The sequence below is a fragment of the Rhodococcus sp. A14 genome, assembly GCF_011603105.1.
Taxonomy (GTDB): Bacteria; Actinomycetota; Actinomycetes; order Mycobacteriales; family Mycobacteriaceae; genus Rhodococcus_F; species Rhodococcus_F opacus.
The window spans coordinates 1-243 of sequence record NZ_JAAOQS010000350.1 but is presented as its reverse complement, the minus strand read 5'-3'; the positions used below and the strand labels follow the sequence as shown (position 1 = coordinate 243).

The 243-nt window shown below is 65.8% G+C and carries 1 protein-coding gene; it reads left to right on the top strand.

Features of this window, described 5'->3' with window-relative positions; all coding sequences use genetic code 11:
* The coding region (locus tag G9373_RS45795) for a hypothetical protein (RefSeq protein WP_167121430.1) at positions 1-243 on the top strand (243 nt) is incomplete at both ends.

Genomic DNA, 243 nt, shown 5'->3' with positions numbered 1-243 from the left:
CGCGCAGGACCTGTTCGACGAGGACACCGTCCACGGATTCGCCGACCGATTCACCCGACTCCTCGAGGCAGCGGTGGCCGATCCCGACAGCCCAGTCGGCGACCTCGACCTCCTCGACGCCGACGAAAAACAGCTGATCCTCGAGGACTGGAACCACACCGATCATGCGACAACCACCGACACACTGGTGTCGATGTTCGGTGCGCAGGTGACGCGCACACCCGACGCGCCCGCGGTGGTGGA